The organism is Corynebacterium sp. H128, assembly GCF_037482625.1.
In the GTDB taxonomy this organism is placed as follows: domain Bacteria; phylum Actinomycetota; class Actinomycetes; order Mycobacteriales; family Mycobacteriaceae; genus Corynebacterium.
Map to the genome: position 1 here is coordinate 221,010 of NZ_JBBHKW010000002.1, position 24,019 is coordinate 245,028.

The following is a 24,019-nucleotide window of genomic DNA, read 5'->3' on the forward strand; positions in this document are numbered from 1 at the left end:
TAGTTACGTCCGTTATACGAAGAATAATGCGCGATAGCCAGAAATGATACCGATAGCGCAGATTTACCTATTGCGCAGGTAGTGTCACCTCTACGCTGCGTCGCTGATCAGAATCAGGCTGGGTAACCTCCAGAGTGATTTTCTCACCAAAATCATGGGAACGCACTGCGGCGATGAGTGCGTCAGCGTTGTCAATAGTCCTGTCGTTGACCTTGGTCACCAAGTCTCCTGCAGTTATTCCAGCCTTGCCAGCTGGCCCATTGGCGTCGACTTCCGCGATCAGCGCGCCGCGGTAGTTGCTGTTTTGAGAGACCTTGACACCGATCATGGGCTGCTTCACTTCCCCAGTGTCAATGAGCTGCTGCGCGATACGCTTGGCCTGGTTCGCCGGGATTGCGAAACCAAGACCGATGGACCCGGACTGCCCCGATGCCCCTTCACTCATGGTCGCGATTACCGAATTCATACCGATCAGGTTGCCTTGCATATCGACGAGTGGTCCACCTGAATTGCCGGGGTTAATCGCGGCATCGGTTTGGACGGCGTCGATAAGCGAGCTCTCCCCGCCGCCGCCACCGGAGGCGCGCACCGGACGATTGAGCGCAGAAACGATGCCCGAGGTCACGGTTGCAGAAAGCCCAAGTGGCGATCCGATCGCGACAACTTCTTGTCCCACGGCAACATCATCAGAATTGCCGAAGTTGATGGCAGGCAGGCCCGAGATGTTCCGGATCTTGATCACAGCGATGTCCGTGCTGGCATCACCAGCCACCAGATCGGCTTCGTGGATGGTGCCATCGGCAAGGGAAACCTCGATGAGACCGTTGGATTTGGCATCGCCCACGACGTGGTTATTCGTCAGCACCATGCCGTCGGAGGAAATAATTGAGCCGGAGCCTTCACTGGAACCGTTTCGAGTTGCGACCTGGATTGAGACAACCGTCGGTAGCACCTTATTGGCCACATCTTCAACAGATCCGGCCGCTGCGGGCTCTTTTCGGGAAACCGGTGACTCATTCAGGGAGTTATAAACGGTGCCTTTTCCCGCTCCGTCTCCGGAGAGCGCCACTCCAGTAATTACGCCCGTACCTACTGATGCGGCCAGCATGAGCGCCAGCGCAGTGCCGAGGCCCACTGTGCGCTTCGGCTTCGACTCAGCGCTAGTCGCATACGGCTCAGGGCTATCACCTTGCGGAGGTATTGCTTGGGAAAATTGCTGCGTTTGTGCATTGGCATCTGAGCCTGCGGGACTTCCCGAATCTGCTTGCCACTGCAAGCCTCCCACAGGAGCAGACTGCCCTGCTCCACCCAACTGGGCATAAGGATTGTTGCTCTGATTCTCACGCGGTTGCTGTGGGGGCTGGTGTGGGTTCGAACCCGTATTTTCGTTCATGAATCAATTGAACCTTTCCGCGCTGTCCGTGTTCTGTGTCAGATCCAGTACCTAGCTGAACACTAACTGTAAGTTAGCTGTACCCGCTTCTTCAACGGCTTCGCAAGGTTCAGCAAGCTCAAAAAGCCCCCAAGCTGGCACAATAGCCTAGCTGGGGGCGATATACTCAACGGGCACCGTCGAGGGTGGTATTGGCGGCACCGAGCTCCGGTGTCGGGCCTCCCGGCAAGGTGATTTGCATCAGCGTGCCACCATCGTCAGAGCCGAGTACCTCGATCGTGCCGTGATGCCGTTCCACCACTTGTTTCACGATCGAAAGCCCCAAACCCGATCCCGGCATTGAGCGCGCTTGCACCGAACGGAAGAACCTTTCAAAGACCTTTTCCCGTTCTTCTGCTGGAATACCGGGACCAGAATCTGCAATTCCGATCCGGATGGAACGGTTCCCGACCGGTGTCATGGTTAGACGAACGACCCCGTTAGGCGGGGACCATTTGGCAGCGTTGTCCATCAAGTTGACGGTCGCCCGGCCAAGAGCGAAAGAGTCACCGTTGAGGTACCAGTCTGCGCGATTGAACGTGAACTCAACGTCCGGTCGGCGGCGTCGCACCCGCTCCAGAGAACCTGCCATGGTGTCCTCCAAATCGACCAGTTCCATCTCGCCCTGCTTAGCATCTTCGCGGGCCAAATCGACGAGATCCCCAATGAGCGTTGATAGTTCGTCGATTTGCGCAACAACGTCGTTTTCCAAGTCTCGACGATCTTCCGCGGAAATGGTGGCTGTCGGCGAGTTACTGACCATCATCAACAGCTCAACGTTGGTGCGTAGCGAGGTCAACGGGGTCTTCAACTCGTGGCCGGCATCTGCGACCAGTTCCGTCTGCCTGCGTCTCGACGCCTCTAGCGAGGCAAGCATGTCATTAAAGCTTCGGGTGAGTTGCGCCAATTCGTCGCGACCGAAAACTTCAATCGGCTCAAGCGAATCCGTGGCGGTCACGTGTTCCACCGCCCGCTGCAACCTGGTTACTGGCCGCAGCCCCGTGGTGGAGACCACCATGCCGGCTGCGATAGCCATCAGTGTTCCCAGTCCTGCGATGATGAGCAACACCATCCCCAGCGAGCTAACGAGCGCATAGGTCGGTCCGAGGTCTTGAGACAGGATCACAGTGGACCCGGCATCATTACGCAATGCGATTACCCGCTGGTCACCCTGGTTCCGGAGGGTAGTTTGAACTTCACCACGAACAACCTTCCCCTCAACGCTCAAGGGGATATTGTCCCCCGTACCGCGCACCGCGTCCTTAGGAAAGAACTGAATCTGAGTATCGGGGTTATACGTCTTAAAAATCCCGATCTCATCTTCTATCGAGTCTCGGAAACCAGGCGCTTCACTTCGGTCCAGCACCGAATGCGCGGTGGCCTTCAATTCTTGATCCACCGTGCGATTCAAGGAGGTTGAGACAGTCCAATAGGCGACGATGGTCATCACACTCACCGCCGCCGCGACCATGACGGCGGTAACTATTGCGAGTTGCCAGCGCAGTGGAGCTTTGCTCCAGGAACTGCGTTGCCAACTATTCTGCGCCGAATCTGGTTTCGCTGCGGCAGGATCTTTCAGAATCACTGCGCGCTCTCACGCAACACGTAGCCGACACCACGAGCAGTGTGGATCAGCCGGCTCTCCCCTTCTGCTTCAGTCTTTCGACGCAAGTACCCGATGTATACCTCGAGGGCGTTGCCGGAGGTTGGGAAGTCATATCCCCATACCTCTTCCAGAATGAGGGTACGGCTGAGCACGCGACGTGGGTTTGCTAGCAGCAATTCCAAGAGAGCGAATTCAGTTCGAGTCAGGCTGATCTGGCGTTCACCGCGGAAAACTTCGCGGGTTTCAGTATTCAGACGCAGATCCTCGAACTCAAGTTCTGCAGAAATCTCGGCGTTGCCACCAGACTCGTTGAAGGAGCGCCGTAGCAAAGAACGAACTCGGGCCAGCAATTCTTCCAAGGCGAAAGGCTTTGGAAGGTAGTCGTCGGCACCGGCGTCCAAGCCGGCGACACGATCAGACACCCCGTCCCGCGCGGTTAGTACGAGGATTGGTCGATTGTCGCCACCGCTGCGCAGCGTGCGACACACTTCCAAACCATCCAGGATCGGCATCATGACATCTAAGATCACGAGATCTGGTTGGTTTTTGTGGATCGCTTCGAGCGCTGCAGCGCCGTTATCGGCCAACAGCACCTCATAACCATTGAAAGATAAGGAACGGCGCAGAGATTCGCGGACGGCTTGCTCGTCATCAACTACAAGGAGCTTCATGTGCACCAACTGTCTGGCTTAAAGGGTGGTTAACTTCCATTAGCGGCATGACCAGCCCAAAGTGGAACGTCGGTAACTTCACCGACTATAACCCCTAATCCTAGTGCATGAAGATACAAAAACACCGACTCGATCCTGAGAAACTAATACCAGAATCGAGTCGGCTGTTAATTCTAAGCTTAAGAACGTCCTAGAACTGCTCTACGTCTACGAGACCGAGCTGAGCTGCCTTGACGAGGCGGCGAGGAATCTGAACCTCGCGGCCGTCGATCTTGACGGTTTGGAGGGCGACATTGTCAGCCTTCCACTGGGAACGACGTGCGTGGGTGTTTGCACGCGACATACGACGCTTTGGAACTGCCATGGTACTTTCCCTCCTTCTTTACTTGTTCTTCTTACGGCGAGCGAGTGCACCGTAACGCTGGTTGAACTTCTCGACGCGGCCGGCGGTGTCCATGACACGCTGTGCACCGGTCCAGAATGGGTGAGACTCAGAGGTCACATCGACGACGATGAGTGGGTACTCGTTGCCGTCTTCCCATTCAATGGTGCGATCGCCTTTGGCGGTGGACTTGGTCAGGAACTGGAAGCCAGTGCCTGCATCCTGGAATACCACTGGGTGGTAATCAGGGTGGATATCCTTCTTCATACGTATTAATTCCCTCAGGATTGAACTTCAGGTCGCTTCTGCGCAGCCATTATGCGGCGGCTGCCGATCGTGCCTGAGTTGGGATTGACAAAATAGGCCGACTAAAGCCAGCACCGCAAAGACTATACCCCTTGGCGGGCCTGTGAAGAAATCGCACTCGCTTGTCGACGCCGAGAGTCGAACCAGCCAATCCCGGCAGCAACCGCAATATATCCTGCGCCGATAATTACCCAGTCCACTGACACCATAGTTTCTGGGAGCACAACCGCTGCGAGCACTGTTCCGATATGGAATCCGCCATGAATTCCGACTGCATGCCAGAAGTTGCCCGTCGCCAATACTAGGACGCCAGCAAGGAGACCGAATCCGAGCGGGATCATCAGATAGAGGAAACGGTCGAGGACGCTTTGCTGACCGCCATTCGAGGTCAGGTGGATGATAGTAAAGACAGCCGTCGTGAAGGCAAGTGTGATTTTGGGTCGCTGTGGCAAGAGCTGAAACAGCCAGCCACGAAACAGCAGCTCTTCTGGAATCCCCTGCAAGAAGAAGGCTCGCCCCAAAATGAAGATGGTGAAAGTAAACCAGGATAGTTCGCCAAACTGGGAAGCGTCGATGGCTTCGCGCGGGGCTTCCGGAAAGAGTCCAGTCGTGATCAAACGCGTGGTCACGACGATGACGACGCTGAGTGCGGTGGAGAGCAACAATCCTGTCAGCCACTTGGAGTGCACAGTCATTCCTGTTGCAGAAAGCGGGCGTCGCTCGATGGTTTTCATCCATAGCGCGACTGCCCCCAGTACTAGCAGGAACACCCCTAGGAACAATCCCAGGACTGCCCACAACTGCTGATTATTGCTCAGTGTTTCCATGGGGACCACCGCCTCCAGCAGAGCGCCGGCGAGGAGGTTGGCTCCCAACAGCATCCCTACCGCGATGGCGCTCCGGATAGCGATGCCCCACCAGGTCAGTGGGATAAGGGGTTTGGGGAAAGAGTTCGTTGTCATGCTTTTAGTTTCGGCTCGTTTGATGGCAAAAACTATGCCCCACGGTCACGACAACCCATGACCACAGTCACGGGTTTTTCATGCCCAAGCTGCCTAAACTTGAGAGTATGACTGGCCGTTCCTTTGACAGCAGCGTCATTGATCCCAAGCTTTTCGACGCCTTCTTCTACATCACCATTGCGCTGTACCTACGAGTGTTCGGCTACGTTGAGGACACCGCCGGATGGGTGCTTTCTATGAGCGCGCTCGTTGTGATGATCGTGTCCTGGCACCGCTGGAAAAAAGCGCCACAGGATTCTCCCGTTACGGCTGTAGTCTTTACGCTCGCTTGCACCGTGGGGTTCATCCTCATTGGAAATTTGCTGGGGCTGGCGCTGCTCTGGCTGGCATTGACCCAACTCATCTTCAGCTTAAACAGCCAGTGGGCGTGGAGCTACGTAGCTATCCTGTCCAGCATCACTTTTGTGCTGCACGCCATCGTGGGAGAGGATCTGCTCCGAGGCATTTGGGAATCCACCGCGTTGGCACTGTTGATGGCGGTCGGTCTCAATTTTGCGCAGCTACTTCAACGCGCTGTGAAACTCGACCAGGAGCGAGCTGGTGCCTACTTAAAGCTGCAACGCCAGCTGGAGCAGAGCCAGGACTTGGCAATTAGCCAAGAACGAGCACGCATCGCAAACACTTTGCACGACGGCCTCGGACACAAATTGACCGCGGTCTGTATGAGTTTGGATTACGTGGGAAAAACTATCGCTACTCGTCCGGAACGTGCGACCCAAGAAACTCAGGTCGCCCGGTCCTTGACTTCGGAGGCCATCGATGACATGCGCAAAGTCGTGCGCGCGATGAACCCGATTGCCATTGACAACAACCCTCTCACCACCGTTTCCGCTCTTGCGGAGTCATTCGCCTCTACTAACTTAGATGTGCGCTTTCATTCCGATGTCGCTTCCCTCCCAGAGGACCAGGCCCTCCTGGTTCTTCGTTTTGCTCAAGAAGCACTGACCAACGTGGTACGCCATTCTGATGCGACGCGAGTCCACATGCGCCTGCGCTCCGGCGATCCAATCGAGTTTGAAATCCGAGACAATGGGAACTTCGCTGGCCAGATCACACCAGGCTTTGGAATCCGCTCTTTAAGTGAACGTGCCAGCGAACTCGGCGCGAGCCTCAACTACTCCGTTGACAACGGATTCACAATATCCCTCTCCCTACCAGCAGCGGAGGTGACAGTCTGATGCGCATCGTCCTGGTAGATGATCATGATCTTCTCCTTAGAGGCATGCAGCTGATGTTCGAAGAGGTGACCGACATCGATGTCGTCGGCACCGCCTATAACGGCAACCAAGCGCTCGCAGTCATAAACTCTGCACAGCCAGACGTAGTGGTCAGCGATGCGCGCATGCCCGAACTCGATGGCCTCGGGCTTGTCCGGGTGGCCCGTGCGCGACACCCCAACATTCCCGTTATCATCCTGACCACATTTGAGGACGCCCAGGCGGTCTCGCAGCTTATCGATGCCGGCGCCGCTGGCTACCTATTGAAGGATGTCGGATTGGACAAACTCGTCGAAGCAATCAAGGCCGTCGCCTCGGGAGGCTTGGTGCTCGATCCACGCGTAGCGCGCTTTGCTCGACACGAGGAGCTGTCCATTCTGACACCGGCAGAAGCTCGGGTCGCCAAGTTGGTGGCGCTCGGCATGAATAATCGCGATATTGCAGATAAACTTGTCCTTGCTGAAGGGACGGTCAAGAACCACGTGTCCCAGTTGCTTCGAAAATTCCATGTCGCTGACCGCACGCAATTGGCCCTTAAGCTGGCACAGGCGATGTGATTGTGGCGCATGTGGCGTCGATAAGCGTGCCCCACTAGGGGATTAGGTTTTTTACCTTTCACGCGGTAAGGTTTCCCCTTGCTGTTGTCGAATTATTCGTTTTCGCCCTCCTCAGCTGACATTGTTGTGCCCCTAACCTGCTAGTTAGGTGCGGCACCTTTCGTCTAGTTGTTATGTGGGCGGCTAGGAGAAAGAAAGTTATGTCGGCTATTTGCCAGGTAACGGGACGCAAGCCGGGTTTCGGCAAGTCTGTGTCTCACTCGCACCGACGCACGTCTCGCCGTTGGAATCCCAACGTGCAGCGTCGTAAGTTCTACCTGCCCTCTGAGGGCCGTTCCATCACCCTGACCGTATCTACCAAGGGTCTTAAGGTCATTGACCGCGACGGCATCGAGTCCGTTGTTGCACAGATCCGCGCACGTGGGGAGAAGATCTAACCGATGGCACGTAATGACATTCGTCCAATCATCAAGCTGAAGTCTACGGCTGGCACCGGTTACACCTACGTCACCCGTAAGAACAAGCGCAATAATCCAGACCGTATGACTCTGAAGAAGTACGATCCGGTAGTCCGCAAGCACGTCGAATTCCGCGAGGAGCGATAATCTATGGCTAAGAAGTCTAAGATCGCCAAGAACGAGCAGCGCAAGGAAATCGTCGCCCGCTACGCGGAGCGTCGTGCCGAGCTCAAGGCAATCATCAAGAACCCTAACTCCACTGACGAAGAGCGTCTTGACGCTCAGTTCGAACTGAACCGTCAGCCACGTGACGCTTCCCCAGCACGCGTTCGCAACCGCGACGCAGCTGACGGCCGTCCACGCGGCTTCCTTCGTAAGTTCGGCCTGTCCCGTGTTCGCATGCGCGAAATGGCTCACCGCGGTGAGCTGCCGGGCGTCCGTAAGTCCAGCTGGTAGTAGGAGATATGCCTAAAATGAAGCGCACCAACATGAAGAAGGCGCGGATCGAGCAGTCCCGCCGCCCAAAGAAGAACCCACTCAAGGCCGCAGGCGTTGAGAAGGTCGACTACAAGGACATCAACACCCTTCGCCTTTTCATCTCCGACCGCCACAAGATCCGCTCTCGTCGCGTCACGGGCCTGACCCCACAGCAGCAGCGCCAAGTCGCTACCGCTGTGAAGAACGCACGCGAGATGGCTCTCCTGCCGTTCACCAGCCGCTAAGTCGACTGAGTAAACGCAAAACGCTCTGCCCCGCTAGCGGGGCTAATCGATAACACAGCGAGCTTGTGCCGCTGGCAATCGTGACACGGCACAACTCTTAGCAGAGGCCCAACCTTTATTGGTTGGGCCTCTGCTTGTTTTGTTAGGCACTCGGGGACCATGATTTCACGATCATGATTGCGAGAGAGAAGCCTTGAAGTACGCCGAGGTATCACTTTCACTACTTGCATAATCATGATCGTGAAATCATGCTCGCGGAGCCCCTACCCTTTTACTCAAAACACAACAATCTCCCTATAAACGTTGCCCAGATCACACTTCGTACACTAAGTTAGTTAATGACCGTTAACTGAATTGCCCGTCAGGCCCCACCCACCTGCGGAAAGGAAGCATAATGCGAATTGTTGTCTTGGTGAAGGAAGTGCCCGACACCTACGGAGAACGTGACCTGACGCTCGAAACCGGCCTCACCGATCGCGAAAATTGCGACAATGTCCTCGATGAGATCTGCGAGCGCGCGATCGAGGCCGCATTGACTCTCAAACAGGACGGAGACGAGGTCCACGTTCTTTCGATGAGTCCCGAATCTGCGCTGACGAGCATCCGAAAGGGCCTGGCCATGGGCGCCGATGAGGCCGTCCACATCTCAGACGAGCGACTACGCGGAGCGGACTTGACCCTCAGCGCGGAAGTGCTGGCAAAGGCCGTCGAGAAGCAGGGCTATGACCTGGTCATCGCGGGCAACCTCTCGACCGATGGCAACGCTGGAGTACTTCCCACGATGATCGCGGAGCATTTGAACTGGCCACACCTCACCCAGCTCACTGAGCTTAAGCTTGACGGGAAGGTCTCTGGCACCCGCAGCGCCGACGAAGGCGATTACCAACTTAAGGCGGAGCTTCCTGCGGTAGTTTCCATCACTGAGTCTTTCCCCGACCCGCGCTACCCGAACTTCAAGGGCATCATGGCGGCCAAGAAGAAGCCCGTCACCACGCTTGACCTCGATGAGATCGGTGTTGATGCAGCTGATTTCTCTCATCCTCGCCTGATCATGACGGAGGCTGGCAAGCAGCCGCCACGAGATGCAGGTGTCAAGATCACCGATGACGGCACCGCCGCAGCCCAACTAGCCGATTTCCTGGCCGCCAATTCCCTCATCTAAGGAGCTCATCATGACTGTTCTCGTAATCATCGATACCGCCCTGGACGGGACTATCGCACCATCCGCCGCAGAGCTACTTGGGGTTGCAGCCGAGCTGGGCACCCCGATCACACTCGTAGCCGGCGAGGCTGGCAACCTGGGAGAGCTCGGCGCGGAAAAGATCTTCACCACCACTCCTGACGCGCTTGTCGACGCCGCCGAGCACGTCTTCCAATCCGAAAGCCCTGCCGTGGTCCTGCTCTCGCACTCCGTTGCCGGTCGCGACGTGGCCGCTCGCCTGTCGGTGCGACTTAAGCAGGCCCTTGCCACTGATGCCATCGGGGTTGCTCGCGACGACGAAGGTGTCATCATCAAGCATTCCGTCTTCGGAGGGGCTTACAACGTCACCTCCGCGCCAACATTCGGCTCCCCGATTGTCACGCTCCGCAAAGGTGCCGTCTCTGAGCGCGCTGTCACTGCCGCCGGAACCGTTTCAGCGGTAGACGTAGCACCACGTGAGCGCAGGCTGGCTACAGTGCTCAACGCCTCCCCTGCCGCTACCGCTAGTGGCCGCCCATCCCTAGTGGGCGCGAAGAAGGTTGTGTCCGGTGGCCGTGGTTTCGGCTCTGAGGAAGGCTTCCAGCTCGTCGGCAAGCTCGCTGATGAGCTCGGAGCTGCGGTTGGCGCATCCCGCGCGGCTGTCGACGCCGGATACATCGAACACTCAGCCCAAGTAGGCCAAACCGGTGTCTCGATCTCCCCAGACTTGTATGTTGCTCTAGGTATTTCTGGGGCAATCCAGCACCTGGCAGGCATGCAGACTTCAAAGAATATCGTGGCAATTAACAAAGACGAGGAGGCGCCGATCTTCGAGATTGCTGACTTCGGTATCGTAGGCGATGTCTTTGAAATCATTCCGCAACTCATTGAAGAGATCCAGAAGCGCAAGGGATAAGCCATGAGCGCACGAAATATACGTAGCGGCCTGCCGCGCGTGCCAGGCGGCGACCCCTGGCCGCCAGAAGGTGTCGCCACGCCAGCAACAGATGCCGCGCCGGAACAACCGGCGCATCAGGCAGTAGCGCCTGCGGCATCCGTTAATGCTGATACAGCTAACACCGCTGAGCACACCGCGCCAGCGCAGCCATCCGCTGCAGCAACCGAACAGCCACTACGCAAAGGACTGCCACGGGTGGCAGGTGGAGATCCTTGGCCTGACGTGGCTGCGACTCCGCCGGCTGCAGCGCCCCCAACAGGTGCCGCTCCAGTAGCAGTCCCGCCAGTAGCGACACCTCCAGTTGCAGCACCTCCGATCGCAGCACCTCCGATCGCCGCGCCTCCGATCGCCGCACCTCCAGCTGCCGCCGCCGCGTCCTCGGCAGCATCGCAAACGGAAGTCGAGCTGCGTAAGGGATTGCCACGCACCCCAGGTGGACAGCCGTGGCCGCAACAAGATGTTGCCCAGGTTTCGGCACCGCCAGCCGCCGCGCCCCCTTCGGCGGTTCCACCGGCAGCAGCTCCACCGGCAGCAGCTCCGCCAGCGGCCCTACCTCCTACTGCTGCCGCACCAACCGCGACACCACCCGCAGCCACGCCTCCTAGCGCAGCTGTACCCACGGTAGCCGCAAGCGCGGCGGGTGCTGCTGCAAGCGCAACGCAAAAGAAGTCGCAGACGAAGGCTCAGAGCGTTGAAAAGCAGCCTGCCGAGCGTCCAGCGTGGCTCGGAAAGGCCATCGGCGCCGGCGTCGGTGGCGTGATCTTACTGGCACTCCTCGTGTTCGCGGCGCGTGCTTTCGTGGGTAGCGAGTCCGGTGCGGAGTTCATCGCCAAGTACACCGGCGTAGCTCCGACCCCGGCAAGCACCCCGGTAGGACTTCCGGCATGGCTCGGTTGGTCGCACTTCTTCAACATGTTCCTGATGGTCATGATCATTCGCACCGGTCTGCAAATCCGCGGCGAGCGCAAACCACCGGCGTACTTCACCTCAAAGTCCGGGAAAAAAGTGTCCCTGACTATCTGGTTCCACACTTCGCTTGATCTGTTGTGGCTGCTGAACGGCGTTGTTTTCTTCATCTTGCTGTTCGCCACCGGTCAGTGGATGCGAATCGTGCCGACCAGCTTGGATATCTTCCCAAACATGACTTCGGCAGCAATCCAGTATCTCTCGCTGGATTGGCCGTCCGAGAACGGCTGGATCCACTACAACGCACTCCAACAGGTGGCCTACTTCGTCACCGTGTTTATTGCCGCGCCGCTGGCAGCTATCACTGGCTACCGCATGAGCAATTGGTGGCCGAAGCAATGGAAGTTCTACCCAATTGAATTCGCCCGCAAAGTTCACTTCCCAACGATGCTGTACTTTGTACTGTTCATCTTCGGGCATGTGTTCCTGGTGTTTGCCACTGGTGCGAAGAAGAACCTCGGCCATATGTTCGCCGCTACCCCGGACGGCGGCTGGATGGGCGTCATTTTGTTCCTCGTGTCCGTCGTGGTCACAGTTGGCGCAGTGTTCGCAGCTCGCCCAATGCTGATCGCGCCGATCGCGCGCATCTTCGGAAAGGTAACGAACCGCTAGCTGAGACTCAACTGCCCCCGCTTCCGATCTGAACTGCTCCCCATTAGTTGGACTGAGAAATCAGTTTCCGACTAGTGGGGGCTTTTTCTTGGTTGATATCTTCCGCCTCATGTCACTGCTGGGCCTAACCAACGCGGCATCACCCACTCGCCAAGCCAGCCTTTCTCGCGTTCGATCAACTTTCACTGTCTGTGATCTTCCACTCAAATAATAGCAATTTGTGACTGTGATCGGTTTAATTCAACTTAGACTTATAACACAACCCGTTGCAGGTCGGCTTTAATCCACATTCAAAGTTGCAAGGACGCACAAGTGAAGACCACCCTAAAAAAAATCGCGGCAGCATTGGCCGTTACTGCCACCGCAGTAATGAGCCCCATCCCAGCAGGCGCGCAACCCGCACTTGAGACCACCACCGAGGACGAGTTAGCACCTCAGATATCCCAGTTGCGACATCCTTCCGAACGGGACATCTACGATGTCGACACCTCTGACTGGGACTTCTCAGAGCCCGGCATGAACAAAAACAACATCGACAACCACTACTACGAAGACAAACTCCCCATCGACGATCCAAAGCCGGAGATTATCGAAGGACAGATGCGCTCGGATCGCATGGAGATTCCAGGCGAAGTGGACAAAAAAGAAGCCGACGAAGCAGAAATACAAGAAGCACACGAATTAGGCATCTACCCAGCAGGCGAACAACCCCGCGTTAACACCTTGGCCGCCGATAACTGCCGATCCTACTGGCCCACCACCCACCAGGTCTGCGGAGCCATCCGACAAAAATACGAAGCCCTAGCCACCACATGGGCAGGCAATAACCCCATATCTTTCCTCGGCCTACCCCGCTCCGGCGAACTCACCAACCCCGACGGAGTAGGAAAAAGAACCGAGTTCGATAACGGCTTTATCTACTGGCACCCCGACACCGGGGCATGGTCGGTAACCACCCACAACTCCATCGTGTGGGCGCGCAACGGCTGGGAAGCAGGACGCCTTGGCTACCCCACCAGCGATGAAATCGGCACCGGCGACGGAGTTGGCCGCAAACAATCCTTCCAACGCGGACGCATCTACGGCACCCTGTCCGGACACGTCTCCATCGAAGGCAAGATTCTGGAGAAGTGGATCGAAACCGGAGAAGAAAAAGGACCCCTCGGCTACCCCGCCACCGATGAAGAAGGAACCCCCGACGGCAAAGGCCGCTTCAACCGCTTCGCCCTCGGCATGATCTACTGGCACCCACAATATGGTGCGCATCCGGTGATGGGGGCTATTCTCCTACAATGGGCAAATGCAGGCTACGAGAAAAGTCACTTCGGTTACCCGGTGGAAGATCCACGTCCGCCAAGCCAGTTGGCTGTCCTGCAACGATTTGAGCATCAAGAAATTCGTTACTTCCTCCCTCCAATCCCCAACCTTGCACGGCTTCTTAATGTTCCTTCAAATGAAACTGGCGAGTTTTACGATAGGTACGTCCAGGCACTCAATGAGCACAATATTGATGTTGTAGATGGATTTAACAGTTTGCATGACCATGCTAAATACTCTGCCGATGAAGTTCAAAAAGAGATAGATTCAATGAACGGCTCGCCGAGCACACCATTAGTGGCTTTGGATAAAGAGAGTGCCACAGCGCGGGAAATCGATTCTGGCCCAACCAATAACTGCAGCGACGAGTTCAAGATGCTACCCGGAAATGAACGCACAAACCGTGGGGATATCTTCTATTCGGGTGGAACAACGACCGTTAAAAATGTGAACGTAAACCACGGACACAACGGAATATTCGTTACTGATCACGGCGATTCAGATGCAACGCGGATCGACACAGTTGAAGCACTCAACCCTGAACGCGGAGTTGACAGGGTTCTTGGATCTAAACGAAGGCCGATCTGTTCACCAAGATACTTCTCGGTCAACACAGATCAAAACACCAGATTGAAGGCGGCATCCTTCGCAGAATCGAAAGTAGGCTCAGCGTATGACGCTCGTCCGGAAAGCTTCGCTTTCAGTCGCTATGTAACGAGAGATACGAAGGCATTCAATTGCGCCTCCCTGCTGTGGGCCGCATACATGTCAGCTTCAGATGGGAGCGTAGACATTGGAGATAACAAATATTTTCCAAAATCAGGCGCTCGGTTCTCGGTCTTCCCGATCGACATCGCCAATTCTATCAATACACGAGAGTTTCAATAGATGAACGCTTCTAGCGCGCTGCGGTATATCGCCAGCCTGACAATCATATTTCTCATAGCAGGCTGTGCCACAGATTCGAACAACAATAATACAGCAGAACATGAATCGATCTCGTCTCCACAGTATTGGTCTTTGCTAGGCCAGAACACCGATACTCTTCAACCAGACATTTCCACTAGGGTCCGATTAATTGATGAGCAAGGGAAAAGTGTTGTTACCGAAGAAATGGAATCAGTATATAATGGTCAGGCCGTCAGATTTCAGGACGGTTTTCTCACAACGACACGTACTGATTTCATTCTCCTGAGCAAGAGTGGATCTGAGACTGATCGGATTCCGCACTCAGACCATTCCATCCTCACTGATATCAAAAGTTCAGAAAACAACCAAGCCGTTGCGATCGTTTTCAATGAAGGTTTCGGTCCTCTAAAGGCAGGCAATGTTCTGTATCTCCAAACCCAGGATCGGCAAGCAAGGGCAGAGTCAAACTATTTTCCGTTGGCCTTGACGGTGTGCGACGATGGAAATCTGTTCTGGGTCGATCGGGACGCGAACCAAGCTCTAGCAAAATCACTGTCAATTGATGGCCGACAAACAGAGATGCAAATCCCTTTACAACCATCCGAGACTATCGACGGTATTTTTGATTGTAATCGCAAGTCCCTCGATCTTGTGATTCAATCTGGACCAGCAACACAAAAGGTACGCATCGCTAATCCACTAGATTCTCCGCAGCTCGAGTTTCGTGAGACTGTGGATAAGCTTTGGCCGCTTGAGGTACCAAGAGGGTCCCAGATGCTGGGCCAGGGTCTCCTCACAGTAAAGAGGGACGGTTCATTCCAATTGATCGACACCGAGCCCACAGTCCCAACAATTGAAGGAAAATTCAACATTGGTGAAGGTATGGTCATTTCGGCCACTTTCGATGACCCACTTGTATCAATCGACTTCATCACCCCGCAAGATGGGGAAACCAATATTGCAACTTTTAGAATCTCCAAGCCCAATGAATCTAACGCATTAACAAAAATTCCACGATCCGCCTTTATAGATAAAAATGATATTCAAGACGATTTCAACGGATCTCGAAATATCGGCTCTGTTTTCATCCTGGATAAGGAGAGGTAAAAAAATACAGATTCCTCTTTTCCTTAATCCTCCTGCACAGATTTCATCAATTCTTTACACGAGGTCTTCACCGATCATTAAGGATTAAGTCACTTACGTCTTCCGCACCGTAAGCGACTGCTCCGCACGCCCGACCGGACCGTGCACATCATGCAGCACCGAGGAGGTCAGCCCGATGCCATGCGCACCCCAGGTCACAGCGGTGTCCAGGCCAGTCCACTCGCCTGCCGGTTGCCGGAACAGGTGGATGGTCAGGTCAACGTTCGGGAAAACCCAGTCCTCCGGCGACTGGCGCGGGTTAATACCGTTGGCCGCATCCACACGCGAGATGAACTCCGCCAGAGCGATGGGCTCATCGCCGTCGACAAGCGTGTTCGGCGAGGTCAACCACGTCGCTCCCCTGCCGGCCCGCTTATCGACGGCCTGTCGCGCCTCGATCTGAGCGATGTAACCGCCACCCCATTCCTGGTTGAACGGCCGTTCGGGGCAATCCTGCGGTGCAGGCAAAGTGTCATACTCGATTCCTTCTACCGCGGAAGTATCCGAGGTACACAGGTACCAGGCTCGCGCGATGATCACTGTTCGCCCACCGATTGTGGCAGTGGATTCCACCAACTCGATCGTCCGACCTGGTCGTTTAAGTTCAACCTCGATGGCAACTTCTTGGAACGGCAGGCGCCCGAGGATGTCAAAAGAGATGCGGCTCATGTCGAGCAGTCCGCCGTCGTGCTGCGCTCGGTGTTGCTCGATCACATGCGTCATCAGTCCGGCGAGGCTGGCGAAGTGATAGTCCTCCTTGGACCAGGCACCTTCGGCGTGGATCGTCGGGACATAAATATCCTCGCCGATGCGAGTAAAGAAGCTGTTTTGGGCCATGTTGATTAGTCCTTTCGGATCGGGACAAGAAATCCGCCCCGTGAAACCGCGAAATAGCCGGTTTTCCGGAGTGTTTTTCACGGTTTCACGGGGCGGTTTTCCGGTAGTGGCGACTGGCCGCTACCGCGTGGCTATGTCTTCCAACTCCACGCGATAGTTTGCTGCTGTGTTTTTCTCAATATCCATGAGTGTCACGCCCGGCGCGAGTCGTCGGAGTACGAGGTGATCGTCCTCCACATCGAAAAGACCCAGGTCAGTGATGATGCGCTGCACCACTCCTACGCCTGTCAGCGGCAAAGAGCATTCGCGCACCAACTTCGGGGTGCCGTTCTTAGACACGTGCTCGGTGATCACCACCACGCGCGGGGTGCCCGCCACCAGGTCCATCGCGCCGCCCATACCTTTGACCATCTTCCCTGGGATCATCCAGTTGGCCAGGTCCCCGTTCTGGGCCACTTCCATTGCTCCAAGCACGGCCATCTTGACTTTGCCGCCACGGATCATGGCAAAGCTGGTTGCGGAATCGAAGGTGGCGGCGCCGTCGATAAGCGTGACGGTCTGCTTGCCGGCGTTGATAGTGTCGGCGTCCTCCTCACCTTCGTAGGGGAACGGCCCCATGCCGAGAATGCCGTTCTCACTCTGCAGCACCACGTGTACGCCCTCCGGCAGGTGATTAGCCACCATCGTTGGGATCCCGATGCCCAGGTTGACGTAGTCGCCGTCGTTTAGTTCACTAGCAGCGAGCGCCGCCATTTCATCTCTGCTCCAAGGCATTACCTGCTCCTCACGGTTCGCTGTTCGATCTGCTTTTCAAGCGAAGTGGTCAAAATGTAGTCGATGTGAACGCCCGGGGTATGCACGAGATCCGGGTCGATCCCACCACGCGGAAGCAATTGCTCCACCTCGGCGATGGTGACCTGACCAGATTCGGCGCACAAGGGATTGAAGTTCCGAGCCGTTCGCCGGTACACCAGGTTGCCGGCCTCATCGCCCTGATAGGAATGCACCAGCGCGACATCTGCGACGATGCCACGCTCCTGTACATAGGTGCGGCCGTCGAACTCAGCGGTCGGCTTTCCTTCCGCCACCAGCGTGCCGACGCCCGTAGCCGTGTAGAACGCTGGAATGCCAGCACCGCCTGCTCGGAGTCTTTCAGCAAGGGTGCCCTGCGGGTTGAACTCCACCTCGAGCTCCCCGGCAAGGAACTGGCGGGCGAACTCCTTGTTCTCGCCAACGTAGGAGGACAGCACCTTGCGGACCTGATTGTTTTCCAGCAGGATGCCCAGGCCTTTGCCATCCACACCCATGTTGTTCGACACCACCGTCAGGTTGCGGCGACCAACGTCGCGCAGCGCCTCGATGAGCATGAATGGCACACCACAGAGCCCGAAGCCACCGACGGCGATAGTGTCGCCATCTTTGACGAGGTCCCCGATTAACTCGACAGCGTTGGAACGAATCTTATCCATGCGTTACACCCACCCCAAGACTCGCGGAGCCATCTCGCGCAGCTCAACCTTACGGACCTTGCCCGAGACGGTCATCGGGTATGAGTCAACGATGTGGACGTACTTCGGGATTTTGTGGCGCGAGAGTTTGCCTTGGGCAAATTCGGCGATTTCATCCACGGAGAGATCCTCTACGCCATCATGGACGATGACGTAGGCCATGATCTCTTCGCCATACTTATCGTCTGGCACACCAATAACTTGAGCGTCCACCACGTCTGGGTGGGTGAACAGGAATTCTTCAATCTCACGTGGGTAGATGTTCTCGCCACCGCGGATGAGCATGTCCTTAAGTCGGCCGGTAACCATCAAGTAGCCGTCTTCATCGAAGGTGCCGAGATCGCCCGAACGCATCCAGCCGTCCTCGTCAATGGCCTCAGCAGTCTTCTCCGGATGCTCCCAATAGCCTTGCATGACTGAGTAGCCACGGACGTAAATTTCACCTTGGGTCCCCACCGGGACAGTTTCCCCAGTTTCCTCATTGACCAGCTTGCACTCAATATGCGGCATGATTTGGCCAACGGTATTCACGCGCTTTTCCAGCGGCGCGTCCGAGCGGGTCTGGAAGGACACCGGGGAGGTCTCCGTCATGCCGTAACAAATGGAAATTCCTTCCATGTTGAACTTCTCCATGACTTCACGCATCGTCTTGGACGGGCAGGAGGTGCCAGACATGATGCCGGTGCGCAGCGTTTCCAGGCCATATGGGGAGCCGTATTCCTCGTGATCGTGCGCCTCATCAAGTTCCTTAATGAACATCGTCGGCACACCGTAGAGGGACGTCGCTTTCGCAGCCTGCACGGCCATGAGGGTCTCGCGAGGCTTGAAGGACGGTGCTGGGACGATGAGACAACCACCGTGGCTGAAGATTCCGATGGTAGCCATCACCATGCCGAAACAGTGGAAAAACGGCACTGGTGCGCACACGCGGTCTTCTTCGGTGTATCCCAGGTTTTCCCCGACGAAGAAGCCATTGTTCAGGATGTTGCGATGAGTCAGGGTCGCCCCTTTAGGGAAACCGGTGGTCCCGGAGGTGAATTGGATATTGATGGCATCGGTGTTCTTGATGTCTGCCGTGTGCTCGGAAAGATCATCGATGTCACCATGCATAGCGTCATACCAATCGGAAGAGCCGAAGTAGATCACTTCTTGCAGCTGGGAACCACGCTGCTTACGCGCCTCGTTGAGCATCGTGCGGTATTCCGAGTCCTTGAAGCGACGGGCAGCAAAGACCAGCTTCACGCCGGCCTTCTCCAACACATAGTTGAGCTCAGACTGACGGTACGCAGGGTTGATGTTCACCAGTACCAGACCCAGGTGATGGCAGGTCCACTGTACGACGAGCCACTCCCACCGGTTAGTGGACCAAATGCCCACCCGGTCGCCTTGGCGATAGCCCTTTCGTACCAACTCGCTGGCCAGGCGTAGCACTCGGTTGTAGAAGCGTTCATAGGTGAAGGAAACATCAGCGTAAACGTCAACGATGCAGTCCCGGGACGGGTACTTTTCCACCATTGCACGCAAAATCTGGCCGAGGGTTTCTTCACGCAGCGGTGGTGCGCCTTGGTCCACGGTAGCCCCAATCACGTGGGACAAAAGCTTTCCGTCTTCGCCGGTAGCGATGCTGCCATATGAGGTGGACTGAAATTTGAATGGTGCTGCGGTGCTCATATCGGTGGTCAACTTTCTCTTGAAGGATTAACGCCCTGCTCGGCTGAGAATTGCTTGTGCTTGTCTGAAGAGAGGTTCATCTACCATGCGGCCGTCGAAGCGGAAGGCTCCTTGGTTGTGTTCTGCCTCGGCCAATAGGCGGGTAGCCCAGTCGAGTTGTTCCTCTGAAGGTTGGTAACCAGCGCGAATGGCATCCACTTGAGATGGGTGAATGCACACAGTGGCGGCGTAGCCCAGTGCGGCGGCGTCCGCTACTTCTGCCTTAAGCCCCTCCGTGTTCGGGATATCAACAAACACGGCGTCTAGGGCTGCCTTGTCAAAGGCCGCCGCAGCCAATTGCACGCGCGAGCGCGCATGCTGTGCGACGCCCCGGTAAGTGCCATCGGCGTGCCGTGACGACGTCCCCGAGAGCCCAGCCACTAGGTCTTCGGCGCCCCAGAACATGGCCACCACACTGTCACAGGCAGCTACTTCATCCGCCCGCAGTACCCCCAGCGGGGTCTCAATGAGTGCGATGAGCTGGGCGTCGTTAAGCACTGCGGTTACTGCGGAAACGTCGGCCGCCCCTTCCGCTTTAGGGATCATGACTTGGCGGAACGCACTTCGAGCTACAGCTTGGAGATCCAGCTTTCCATCGGCAGAGTTTGCTGGGTTGATCCGCACAATAACCTTCGCTGGATCAAGATCACAGCTTTCGATGGCCGCGCGTGCCTGCTCCCGATTGCCTGGCTGACAGCCGTCCTCGAGGTCGAGGATGACCATGTCGGCACGCTCAGCGGCCTTAGCAAAGCGATCCTCGCGGTCAGCTGGGGTGAACAGGATCGCAGGCCCAAGCGGGGTCCAGGCACTCATGACTGTCCCTCCGGCTGGCACTGCACCAAGGTGGTGCGCACCGCCTTGCAGACGATATCCCCATGCTGATTACGTCCGATATGCTCTAGTTCCACGATTCCTTGGCTCGGACGCGACTTAGACAAGCGTTTGGAAAGGCAAACAGTCTCCGCGTAGAGGGTGTCGCCGTGGACCATCGGCTTCGGGAAGCTCACTTCCTTAAAGCCCAGGTTGGCGACGATAGTGCCCAGAGTCAGCTGCGAAACGGATAGCCCCACCACCGTGGAAATGGTCCACATGGAATTGACAAGGCGCTGACCATCGAATCCCGGTTGTGCAGCAGACCAATGAGCATCAAGGTGCAGCGGCTGTGTGTTCATGGTGAGGGTGCTAAACACCACGTCATCGGTTTCCGTGACGGTACGGCCCGGCCGATGCAGATAGCGCGCTCCCTCTTCGTACTCTTCGAACCACAACCCACGCTGAATGATATCTGTCATGGTTACAGCCCCAGTTCCCGCGCGATCAGCATGAGCTGGACCTCAGAGGTGCCCTCGCCGATTTCCAGGATCTTCGAGTCGCGGTAGTGCCGGGAGACTCGGTACTCGTTCATGAAGCCATAGCCACCATGAATCTGGGTCGCATCCCGCGCGTTGTCCATCGCTGCCTCGGAGGAAATCAACTTAGCGATGTAAGCCTCCTTGCGGAAGTCCAAGCCCTTGGCCATGCGTGCAGCAGCGGCCATCCAGGCCAAGCGGGCCGTGTGAGCACGGGCCTCCATGCGCGCAATTTTGAATGAGATGGCCTGGTATTCGCCGATCGCACGCCCCATAGAAGTGCGCTCCTTGGCGTACTTCACGGATTCATCAACACACCCCTGGGCGGCGCCGGTAGCCAGGGCAGCAATTGCAACGCGCCCCTCCGCCAGAATGGAAAGGAAGTTCGCGAAGCCACGTCCACGGTCCCCCAACAGGTTCTCCTGTGGCACGCGGCAATCGGCGAAGGTTAGCGGGTGGGTGTCAGAGGCATTCCAACCAACCTTGTCGTAAGCGGGCTCTGCTACGAAACCCGGGGTATCGGCGGGAACGATGATGGTGGAAATTTCCTTCTTACCGTCCCGTTCACCTGTCACGGCGGTGACCGTGTTTAAGCTGGTGATATCGGTGCCAGAGTTGGTGATGAACTGCTTCGAACCGTTGATGATGAAATCGGATCCATCCTCACGCGCGGTCGTGCGGGTAGCACCAGCATCGGAACCTGCGCCGGGCTCGGTGAGCCCAAATCCGGCAAGCTTGGTACCAGCAGTCAGTTCTGGGAGCCACTGCTGCTTCTGGGAATCATTGCCAAAGTGGAAGATGGGCATCGCGCCGAGACCAACGCCTGCTTCCAGGGTGATGGCAACGGATTGATCTACGCGGGCGAGCTCTTCGAGGGCAATGCCGAAGGAGAGGTAATCGCCCCCCATGCCACCGACCTCTTCAGGAAATGGCAGTCCGAACAGTCCCATCTCGCCCATCTGGGCCACGATTTCGTAGGGGAAGGAATGCTCCTGATCGTGCTTGTAGGCCACTGGGTCGACCACTTCATTGGCAAACTCGCGAACGACGCTCTGCAGCTCGCGGTACTCTTCTGGCAAATCGGAGATGTTGATATCAGTCATGGCGAAAATCCTTTGCTGTGAGTTGGTGTTAGGACGTTGGTTCTACGGAGGCGAGCAACTTACCGGCCGGCACTTGTTCACCCGGTTCTGCGTGGAACGTGACCACGCCATCCGTTGCGGCGCGCAGCGTGTGCTCCATCTTCATGGCCTCGACGATGATCACCGCATCGCCTGCAGCCACAGCTGCACCGTTTGCCACGGCGTGTGCGATCACAGTGCCCGGCATCGGCGACACCAGGTTGAGGTCCCCATCCACATCATCTTCAGCGGACCGGACTACTTCGGCGCGACGCAGTTCGCTTGAGCCTCCAGGTCCGGAGATGATGAAGTGTGAGTAGTCTCCCCGGATGTCCACCAGATGCCAGTGAGCAGATGTGCCATCGATGCTGACTCGCCAGTCTTCTTCGCTACCGCCCGCGTGCACGGAAGCAGTGACTGTTTTCGGAGTGGCCCCCTCATCCTCTGGGGTTCCTGCGATGGTGTCGTGCAACACGACTTCCGCCTGGGCAGGGGTTCCGGTGATGCTGACTAGAGTGCTGTCATTGCCGTGCGCAAGCCGGATTTGCTGCGCGGCCGTGCGACCGGGGCGCCAGGCATCGGGTATCGCCCATGGGGAGGCGGGACCGCTTGGCCAGCGCTTGGCCAGCCAAATCATCGCAGCAACCGCCAATGCTCCATCAGAAACCGTGGACACCTGGTACTCGTCACTAACGCTATCAAGCAGTCCCGTATCAAGATCGCCGGCGACGACCGCGGGGACCTGCATGAGGAAGCGACAGAAATCGGTATTTACGGTAATCCCAGCCACATTTGTCTCTGCGAGCGCTTTGTCTAGGCGATGCAGCGCCTCTGCGCGATCCCGACCATGCACAATGACCTTCATCAGCATTGGGTCATACAGGGAAGAGACTTCGGAGCCGTCCGCAATACCGCTATCTACCCGGACCCCAGGACCAGTCGGGATCGTGACCTTAGCAATCGAACCGCCGGTTGGCAGAAAGCCTTGGGCGGGATCTTCGGCGTAGATGCGCGCCTCGATGGCATGCCCGGTGAGGGTGATGTCCTCCTGCTTTACCGGGAGTTCGTCTCCCCTAGCAACAGCGAGCTGGAGAGCAACCAGGTCTTGGCCGGTGACTTCTTCCGTCACTGGGTGCTCCACTTGGAGTCGCGTATTCATCTCCATGAAGAAGAACTGGTCCGGGCGCGCAGCCGGGACAATGAACTCGACGGTGCCGGCACCGTGGTATCCCACCGATCGGGCGGCATCGCAGGCTGCCTGGCCGATGCGCTCGCGGGTCTCGGCGTCGAGAAGCGGCGATGGCGCTTCTTCGATGACCTTCTGGTGACGGCGCTGCAAAGAGCACTCGCGCTCACCGAGGTGGATCACGTTGCCGTGGGTATCAGCCATGATCTGGACCTCGATGTGGCGCGGGGTGTCCACGAAGTGCTCCAGGAACAGCGTGTCATCGCCAAAGGCACCCCCTGCTTCTCGACGCGCCGACTTCAGTGCCTCCGGAAGGTCTTCGATCTTCTCAACCCGGTGCATGCCCTTACCGCCGCCACCTGCAGAAGGCTTAATCAGTACAGGGAAACCGATCTCAGGAGCCGCAGCAATAATGTCCTCATCGGATAAACCAGGGCGAGAGATACCTGGGACAGTGGGTACATCACGCGCCTCCACAGCCGCGCGGGCTGAGATCTTATCGCCCATCGTTTCAATCGCGCTGGCGGGCGGGCCAATAAATACGATGCCGTTGTTGGCGCAGGCATGAGCGAACTCAGCGTTCTCGGAGAGGAACCCATAACCGGGGTGAATCGCCTGCGCGCCAGAGCGCTTGGCTGCATCGATGATCTTGTCGATCACTAGATATGACTCGCGGGCGGGTGACGGACCGATGTGGATCGCAACGTCCGCTGCGCGCACATGCGGCGCGTCAGCATCAGCGTCGGAGTACACCGCTACGGCAGTGACACCTTGTTGTTTGAGGGTCCGGATGACGCGACAAGCAATCTCACCACGGTTTGCAACCAAAACTGTATCAATCATGCGT

25 protein-coding genes are annotated in these 24,019 nt (G+C 56.8%); 11 read left to right on the forward strand and 14 right to left on the reverse strand.

Translation table 11 applies throughout. The features are described from left to right. Positions 1 to 67: 67 nt before the first annotated feature. The 6 genes from WG915_RS02970 to WG915_RS02995 form a co-directional block, all read right to left on the reverse strand. Positions 68 to 1,393 carry a S1C family serine protease gene (locus tag WG915_RS02970; RefSeq protein ID WP_339563873.1) on the reverse strand — a complete coding sequence of 442 codons (1,326 nt, stop codon included), beginning with the start codon at positions 1,391 to 1,393 and terminating at the stop codon, positions 68 to 70. A 166-nt stretch (positions 1,394 to 1,559) separates the two neighbouring features. Further along, entirely contained in the window at positions 1,560 to 3,017 is a 1,458-nt protein-coding gene (locus WG915_RS02975; protein WP_339563874.1) for a HAMP domain-containing sensor histidine kinase, read from the reverse strand. Then, entirely contained in the window at positions 3,014 to 3,709 is a 696-nt protein-coding gene (locus tag WG915_RS02980) for a response regulator transcription factor (RefSeq protein WP_339563875.1), read from the reverse strand. Before WG915_RS02980 ends, WG915_RS02975 begins: the two co-directional genes overlap by 4 nt. Before the next feature lie 190 nt (positions 3,710 to 3,899). Continuing rightward, on the reverse strand, positions 3,900 to 4,073 hold the full coding sequence (rpmF, locus tag WG915_RS02985) for a 50S ribosomal protein L32 (protein ID WP_156192858.1): 174 nt from the start codon (positions 4,071 to 4,073) through the stop codon (positions 3,900 to 3,902). A gap of 18 nt (positions 4,074 to 4,091) precedes the next feature. After that, positions 4,092 to 4,358 (reverse strand): type B 50S ribosomal protein L31, encoded by a 267-nt coding sequence (locus WG915_RS02990; RefSeq protein ID WP_339563876.1) that lies wholly within the window; start codon positions 4,356 to 4,358, stop codon positions 4,092 to 4,094. Positions 4,359 to 4,480: 122 nt separating this feature from the next. After that, positions 4,481 to 5,359, reverse strand: a complete 879-nt coding sequence (locus WG915_RS02995) for a CPBP family intramembrane glutamic endopeptidase (RefSeq protein ID WP_339563877.1) — start codon at positions 5,357 to 5,359, stop codon at positions 4,481 to 4,483. A gap of 107 nt (positions 5,360 to 5,466) precedes the next feature. Between WG915_RS02995 and WG915_RS03000 the strand changes: the two genes are divergently transcribed. The 11 genes from WG915_RS03000 (at position 5,467) to WG915_RS03050 (ending at position 15,422) form a co-directional block, all read left to right on the forward strand. Next, positions 5,467 to 6,597, forward strand: coding sequence for a sensor histidine kinase (locus tag WG915_RS03000; protein WP_339563878.1), 1,131 nt, complete (start codon positions 5,467 to 5,469; stop codon positions 6,595 to 6,597). Beyond that, the gene (locus tag WG915_RS03005) at positions 6,597 to 7,193 is read left to right on the forward strand and encodes a response regulator transcription factor (protein ID WP_339563879.1); all 597 of its coding nucleotides are present in this window, start codon (positions 6,597 to 6,599) and stop codon (positions 7,191 to 7,193) included. The genes WG915_RS03000 and WG915_RS03005 overlap by 1 nt, the downstream gene beginning before the upstream one ends. Before the next feature lie 200 nt (positions 7,194 to 7,393). Next, a complete protein-coding gene (gene rpmB / locus WG915_RS03010; protein ID WP_339563880.1) occupies positions 7,394 to 7,630 on the forward strand; it encodes a 50S ribosomal protein L28 in 237 nt (78 codons plus the stop codon). Positions 7,631 to 7,633: 3 nt separating this feature from the next. Further along, positions 7,634 to 7,798: a 50S ribosomal protein L33 gene (rpmG, locus tag WG915_RS03015; RefSeq protein WP_020975864.1), complete on the forward strand. Its 165-nt coding sequence runs from the start codon at positions 7,634 to 7,636 to the stop codon at positions 7,796 to 7,798. A 3-nt stretch (positions 7,799 to 7,801) separates the two neighbouring features. Beyond that, positions 7,802 to 8,107 carry a 30S ribosomal protein S14 gene (gene rpsN, locus WG915_RS03020; RefSeq protein ID WP_156192869.1) on the forward strand — a complete coding sequence of 102 codons (306 nt, stop codon included), beginning with the start codon at positions 7,802 to 7,804 and terminating at the stop codon, positions 8,105 to 8,107. Positions 8,108 to 8,124: 17 nt separating this feature from the next. Further along, positions 8,125 to 8,373 (forward strand): 30S ribosomal protein S18, encoded by a 249-nt coding sequence (gene rpsR, locus WG915_RS03025; RefSeq protein WP_047239834.1) that lies wholly within the window; start codon positions 8,125 to 8,127, stop codon positions 8,371 to 8,373. A 394-nt stretch (positions 8,374 to 8,767) separates the two neighbouring features. Beyond that, the gene (locus tag WG915_RS03030; protein WP_339563881.1) at positions 8,768 to 9,535 is read left to right on the forward strand and encodes an electron transfer flavoprotein subunit beta/FixA family protein; all 768 of its coding nucleotides are present in this window, start codon (positions 8,768 to 8,770) and stop codon (positions 9,533 to 9,535) included. 7 nt (positions 9,536 to 9,542) lie between these two features. After that, complete coding sequence (locus WG915_RS03035) at positions 9,543 to 10,469, forward strand: electron transfer flavoprotein subunit alpha/FixB family protein (protein ID WP_339563967.1); 927 nt, start codon at positions 9,543 to 9,545, stop codon at positions 10,467 to 10,469. Between the two features lie 3 nt (positions 10,470 to 10,472). Continuing rightward, positions 10,473 to 12,089 carry a cytochrome b/b6 domain-containing protein gene (locus tag WG915_RS03040; protein ID WP_339563882.1) on the forward strand — a complete coding sequence of 539 codons (1,617 nt, stop codon included), beginning with the start codon at positions 10,473 to 10,475 and terminating at the stop codon, positions 12,087 to 12,089. A 312-nt stretch (positions 12,090 to 12,401) separates the two neighbouring features. Beyond that, positions 12,402 to 14,294, forward strand: a complete 1,893-nt coding sequence (locus WG915_RS03045) for a hypothetical protein (protein WP_339563883.1) — start codon at positions 12,402 to 12,404, stop codon at positions 14,292 to 14,294. After that, positions 14,295 to 15,422 (forward strand): hypothetical protein, encoded by a 1,128-nt coding sequence (locus WG915_RS03050; protein WP_339563884.1) that lies wholly within the window; start codon positions 14,295 to 14,297, stop codon positions 15,420 to 15,422. It begins immediately after the preceding gene. Between the two features lie 93 nt (positions 15,423 to 15,515). On the opposite strand, the gene WG915_RS03055 is transcribed toward WG915_RS03050, so the two are convergent. The 8 genes from WG915_RS03055 to WG915_RS03090 form a co-directional block, all read right to left on the reverse strand. Then, entirely contained in the window at positions 15,516 to 16,298 is a 783-nt protein-coding gene (locus WG915_RS03055) for a thioesterase family protein (protein WP_339563885.1), read from the reverse strand. Between the two features lie 120 nt (positions 16,299 to 16,418). Further along, the gene (locus tag WG915_RS03060) at positions 16,419 to 17,072 is read right to left on the reverse strand and encodes a CoA transferase subunit B (RefSeq protein WP_339563886.1); all 654 of its coding nucleotides are present in this window, start codon (positions 17,070 to 17,072) and stop codon (positions 16,419 to 16,421) included. Then, positions 17,072 to 17,767 (reverse strand): CoA transferase subunit A, encoded by a 696-nt coding sequence (locus WG915_RS03065; RefSeq protein ID WP_339563887.1) that lies wholly within the window; start codon positions 17,765 to 17,767, stop codon positions 17,072 to 17,074. The genes WG915_RS03060 and WG915_RS03065 overlap by 1 nt, the downstream gene beginning before the upstream one ends. Positions 17,768 to 17,770: 3 nt before the next feature. After that, positions 17,771 to 19,477, reverse strand: a complete 1,707-nt coding sequence (locus tag WG915_RS03070) for an AMP-binding protein (RefSeq protein ID WP_339563888.1) — start codon at positions 19,475 to 19,477, stop codon at positions 17,771 to 17,773. Between the two features lie 27 nt (positions 19,478 to 19,504). Further along, positions 19,505 to 20,329, reverse strand: coding sequence for an HpcH/HpaI aldolase/citrate lyase family protein (locus WG915_RS03075; RefSeq protein ID WP_339563889.1), 825 nt, complete (start codon positions 20,327 to 20,329; stop codon positions 19,505 to 19,507). Next, positions 20,326 to 20,808 carry a MaoC family dehydratase gene (locus tag WG915_RS03080; protein WP_339563890.1) on the reverse strand — a complete coding sequence of 161 codons (483 nt, stop codon included), beginning with the start codon at positions 20,806 to 20,808 and terminating at the stop codon, positions 20,326 to 20,328. The genes WG915_RS03075 and WG915_RS03080 overlap by 4 nt, the downstream gene beginning before the upstream one ends. 2 nt (positions 20,809 to 20,810) lie before the next feature. Then, positions 20,811 to 21,968 carry an acyl-CoA dehydrogenase family protein gene (locus WG915_RS03085; RefSeq protein WP_339563891.1) on the reverse strand — a complete coding sequence of 386 codons (1,158 nt, stop codon included), beginning with the start codon at positions 21,966 to 21,968 and terminating at the stop codon, positions 20,811 to 20,813. Between the two features lie 28 nt (positions 21,969 to 21,996). After that, positions 21,997 to 24,015, reverse strand: coding sequence for an ATP-binding protein (locus tag WG915_RS03090; protein ID WP_339563892.1), 2,019 nt, complete (start codon positions 24,013 to 24,015; stop codon positions 21,997 to 21,999). Between the last annotated feature and the right edge of the window lie 4 nt (positions 24,016 to 24,019).

Coding starts and splice junctions, on each gene's coding strand:
- WG915_RS02980 (WP_339563875.1), bottom strand. CDS start 3,709: ATGAAGCTCCTTGTAGTTGATGACGAGCAAGCCGTCCGCGAATCTCTG.
- rpsN (WP_156192869.1), top strand. CDS start 7,802: ATGGCTAAGAAGTCTAAGATCGCCAAGAACGAGCAGCGCAAGGAAATC.
- WG915_RS03060 (WP_339563886.1), bottom strand. CDS start 17,072: ATGCCTTGGAGCAGAGATGAAATGGCGGCGCTCGCTGCTAGTGAACTA.
- WG915_RS03090 (WP_339563892.1), bottom strand. CDS start 24,015: ATGATTGATACAGTTTTGGTTGCAAACCGTGGTGAGATTGCTTGTCGC.
- WG915_RS02990 (WP_339563876.1), bottom strand. CDS start 4,358: ATGAAGAAGGATATCCACCCTGATTACCACCCAGTGGTATTCCAGGAT.
- WG915_RS02995 (WP_339563877.1), bottom strand. CDS start 5,359: ATGACAACGAACTCTTTCCCCAAACCCCTTATCCCACTGACCTGGTGG.
- WG915_RS03030 (WP_339563881.1), top strand. CDS start 8,768: ATGCGAATTGTTGTCTTGGTGAAGGAAGTGCCCGACACCTACGGAGAA.
- WG915_RS03055 (WP_339563885.1), bottom strand. CDS start 16,298: ATGGCCCAAAACAGCTTCTTTACTCGCATCGGCGAGGATATTTATGTC.
- rpmB (WP_339563880.1), top strand. CDS start 7,394: ATGTCGGCTATTTGCCAGGTAACGGGACGCAAGCCGGGTTTCGGCAAG.
- rpsR (WP_047239834.1), top strand. CDS start 8,125: ATGAAGCGCACCAACATGAAGAAGGCGCGGATCGAGCAGTCCCGCCGC.
- WG915_RS03085 (WP_339563891.1), bottom strand. CDS start 21,968: ATGACTGATATCAACATCTCCGATTTGCCAGAAGAGTACCGCGAGCTG.
- WG915_RS03065 (WP_339563887.1), bottom strand. CDS start 17,767: ATGGATAAGATTCGTTCCAACGCTGTCGAGTTAATCGGGGACCTCGTC.
- WG915_RS03075 (WP_339563889.1), bottom strand. CDS start 20,329: ATGAGTGCCTGGACCCCGCTTGGGCCTGCGATCCTGTTCACCCCAGCT.
- WG915_RS03050 (WP_339563884.1), top strand. CDS start 14,295: ATGAACGCTTCTAGCGCGCTGCGGTATATCGCCAGCCTGACAATCATA.
- WG915_RS03040 (WP_339563882.1), top strand. CDS start 10,473: ATGAGCGCACGAAATATACGTAGCGGCCTGCCGCGCGTGCCAGGCGGC.
- WG915_RS03000 (WP_339563878.1), top strand. CDS start 5,467: ATGACTGGCCGTTCCTTTGACAGCAGCGTCATTGATCCCAAGCTTTTC.
- WG915_RS03070 (WP_339563888.1), bottom strand. CDS start 19,477: ATGAGCACCGCAGCACCATTCAAATTTCAGTCCACCTCATATGGCAGC.
- rpmF (WP_156192858.1), bottom strand. CDS start 4,073: ATGGCAGTTCCAAAGCGTCGTATGTCGCGTGCAAACACCCACGCACGT.
- rpmG (WP_020975864.1), top strand. CDS start 7,634: ATGGCACGTAATGACATTCGTCCAATCATCAAGCTGAAGTCTACGGCT.
- WG915_RS03080 (WP_339563890.1), bottom strand. CDS start 20,808: ATGACAGATATCATTCAGCGTGGGTTGTGGTTCGAAGAGTACGAAGAG.
- WG915_RS02970 (WP_339563873.1), bottom strand. CDS start 1,393: ATGAACGAAAATACGGGTTCGAACCCACACCAGCCCCCACAGCAACCG.
- WG915_RS03005 (WP_339563879.1), top strand. CDS start 6,597: ATGCGCATCGTCCTGGTAGATGATCATGATCTTCTCCTTAGAGGCATG.